General features: G+C 43.5%; 3 protein-coding genes. All 3 read right to left on the reverse strand.

From position 1 onward, the window contains the following. Positions 1-44 precede the first annotated feature (44 nt). Positions 45-917 carry a pyridoxamine kinase gene (locus BACCELL_RS02520; protein WP_007209948.1) on the reverse strand — a complete coding sequence of 291 codons (873 nt, stop codon included), beginning with the start codon at positions 915-917 and terminating at the stop codon, positions 45-47. Positions 918-1,029: 112 nt separating this feature from the next. Beyond that, positions 1,030-2,715 (reverse strand): putative transporter, encoded by a 1,686-nt coding sequence (locus tag BACCELL_RS02525; protein WP_007209949.1) that lies wholly within the window; start codon positions 2,713-2,715, stop codon positions 1,030-1,032. Between the two features lie 100 nt (positions 2,716-2,815). Next, positions 2,816-3,433 (reverse strand): carboxyl transferase domain-containing protein (locus BACCELL_RS02530; RefSeq protein ID WP_007209950.1); only part of this gene is annotated, 618 nt, incomplete at its 5' end.

The following is a 3,433-nucleotide window of genomic DNA, read 5'->3' on the forward strand; positions in this document are numbered from 1 at the left end:
GTCAAAAAGAAATAAATTCCGCCAACGAGTAACATAACTACATTTTAAATCAATTCGTAGCTGGCGCTTTGGATAGGCATATCCAGATTGTGCAGTACTTTTTCCAGTAAAATACCCTCCCGATTGTCGTACTCATACCCAAAAGTAGCACGAATGCCCTGAAGAATGAATTGCGTGGCACGGTCCAAAGCAATAGGAAGACTGTCCCCTTGCAATAAAGCACCGGTTATGACACTTGTAAAAGTATCCCCGGTTCCCGGATAATGGGCCGGCAAATACGGACAAGTAATTTTCCAATATCGATCCCCTACCCGATTATAAGCATATACCGAGGTTTTGTGACTCTCTTCATGAACAGGAACGCTGGTTATAATAACCACCTGAGGGCCTGCATCAGACAAAAGACGAAGGTAAGATTTCAATTCTTCATCCGTATTATCTGCTTTATAAGGCTTGTCCATCAGATAAAAAAGTTCGGTGAGATTTGGGGTGATCACATCCGCCTTCGTTGCCAGGTGGCGCATTTCGCGAATCATTGATTCATCAAAGTTTGTGTATAGCCGTCCGTTATCTCCCAATACGGGGTCAACTACCACCAAGCTGTCCGGCTGGCGGAAGTCATCAATAAAATCCGAAACAATCTGTACCTGACGCGGAGCTCCGAGATATCCTGTATAGAAAGCATCAAATTGTACATCCAGCTTTTTCCATTCGGCAATAATTCGAGGCATTTCATCCGTCAGGTCAAGAATAGAAAACTCCGGATATTGCGTATGACTGGAGAGCACAGCCGTAGGTAAAGGGCAAACCTGAAAGCCCATGGAAGACAAAATCGGAATTACAACCGTAAGGGATACACGCCCAAAACCAGACAAGTCATGAACGGCAGCTATTCTCTTTACTTTATTTGTATACATCTTGGTTACTACATTTTTCTTTCACATAAAAAAACTCCCCGCAAAGATAATCTTACGGGGAGTAAAGAACAAGCTAAAAGAGAAAATGTTTGATTCAATTAAAGTTTAGGAATTAAGCTAATGCAAGTATCAGTATTTGTGCAGTAAGCACACGTAAAAACATGGTAAGCGGATAAACAGTGGCATATCCCACCGCAGGAGCATCACACGAAGTCAGATCATTGGAATACGCCAACGCGGGCGGATTCGTGGTTGAGCCACCCAATACTCCGATCAACGTATAATAGTTTAATTTAAAGACGTATCGTCCGACAAGCCCGGCTATCAGCAAAGGAACAATAGTTATAATAACACCATAACCTACCCAGACATATCCACCGTCATAAATCACCGTTTCCACAAATCCTTTACCGGCACCCAATCCCACACAAGCCAGGAAAAGGGAAATTCCTATCTCACGCAGCATCAGATTGGCACTCATGGTAGTATAAGTAATCATTTTGTACTGAGGACCGAAGCGACTGATCAGAATGGAAACAATAAGAGGGCCGCCCGCCAATCCTAACTTTACCGGCTGTGGAATGCCCGGAAATACGAAAGGTGTACTACCCAGGATACATCCTAACGCTATCCCCAAGAATATAGGTATCAAATTAGGATGATCCAAGCGTTTCATTGAATTTCCCAATACTTTTTCCGCATGACTGACCGCCAGCTCGCTACCAACAATAGTAACACGGTCGCCCATCTGCAATTGTAATTGCGGAGCAGCAACCAAGTCTACTCCCGAACGATTCACCCGGGTAATACTGGCTCCGAAATTATTACGTATCTTCAATTGGGAAAGCATCTTTCCATTCAGTTCAGGTTTCGTTATCAAGATACGACGGGAAATCAGTTTCTTGTCCAATTGCTCCCATTGCATATCAATCTGCTTACCGAAGAAGACGCTAATAGCTTCAATATCTTTAGGGGTAGAGATAACCAAAATTTTATCATTCAGATGCAATACCGTATCTGAATTAGCCAATTCCGTTCCTTGCCCGTCATGATACTGTACACGCGAAATCACAAAATCACGGTTCATCAGCGGACGTATATCTTTTATCTTTTTTCCGTCGATAGCTTCATTACGGATTTCAAACGAAATAGGACGCACAGTGAGTTCCTGTATGTGTCCCAGTCCGCGTTCAGCTTCCGCTTCTTCTGTTTTTGTATTGATACGCAAAATATATTTCAAGGCTATCAATGATAAGATAATACCGACTACACCCAGCGGATAAGCAACCGCATACCCCAATGCTATCTCAGGGGCATCTATTCCGTTCAAATCACTGTTTGCCTGCTGGGCAGCTCCAAGTCCCGGAGTATTTGTTACCGCACCGGAAAGGATACCGACCATAGTAGTGATAGACGTACCCGTGACAAAATGTAATATAATCGTGATGACTACTCCCAGAAAAACGACCAGCATAGCCAACAGATTCAAGGTAAGTCCGCCTTTTTTGAAAGCAGAAAAGAAACCGGGTCCCACTTGTAGCCCTATGGAGTAAACAAACAAGATCAGACCGAACTCTTTCATAAAATGAAGCAAGTGTTCATTCAGAGTCATATCAAAATGCCCGAATACAATACCCACAAAAAGTATCCATGTGATACCTAATGAAACTCCCGCCACTTTGATTTTAGCCAGCATAATGCCAAATGCTATCACAAGTGAAAGGATCAGTACGGAATGAGCCACTCCTCCACCCCAAAGATCAGGGTATCCTTCAAAAAGGTTCTTCAATAGTTCCATAATTTAAAGCATATATAATTTTTTCTTCATATAATCCGTTTAAAGTCTCCCCGGAGAAATCACTTCTACGGGGAGACGCACACATTGAAACATAACTAAATCATAGTGGCATATTGCCGTGCTTTTTAGGTGGGTTGCTCTGACTCTTGTTATGCGTCATTTCTAACGCCTGAATCAGCTTATACCGGGTATCACGAGGCATGATAATCTCATCAATAAAACCACGCTCGGCAGCCCGATACGGATTAGAAAACTTAAATTCATATTCCTGGATCAGACCGGATTTTTCTTCCGGTGTAACATTTCTATATAATATATTCACAGCACCTTCGGCTCCCATTACAGCTATTTCAGCCTGCGGATAGGCCAGATTGATGTCTGCCCCTGTCTGTTTGCTGGACATCACGATGTACGCACCGCCATAAGCCTTACGGGTTATCAGGGTAATTTTAGGGACAGTAGCTTCTGCATAAGCATAGACGATTTTTGCCCCGTGACGAATGATACCATTATGCTCCTGCGTCACGCCAGGCAGGAAGCCCGGTACATCTTCGAAGGTAATCAACGGAATGTTGAAGCAGTCGCAAAAACGGATGAAACGTGCAGCCTTATCGGAAGCATCTATATCCAACACACCAGCCAGATAAGCCGGCTGATTGGCTACAACTCCTACCGAACGACCATTCAGACGGGCGAAACCCACCACAATATTCTTTGC

The sequence above is a fragment of the Bacteroides cellulosilyticus DSM 14838 genome (genome assembly GCF_000158035.1).
Lineage (GTDB): Bacteria > Bacteroidota > Bacteroidia > Bacteroidales > Bacteroidaceae > Bacteroides > Bacteroides cellulosilyticus.

Coding starts and splice junctions, on each gene's coding strand:
- BACCELL_RS02525 (WP_007209949.1), bottom strand. CDS start 2,715: ATGGAACTATTGAAGAACCTTTTTGAAGGATACCCTGATCTTTGGGGT.
- BACCELL_RS02520 (WP_007209948.1), bottom strand. CDS start 917: ATGTATACAAATAAAGTAAAGAGAATAGCTGCCGTTCATGACTTGTCT.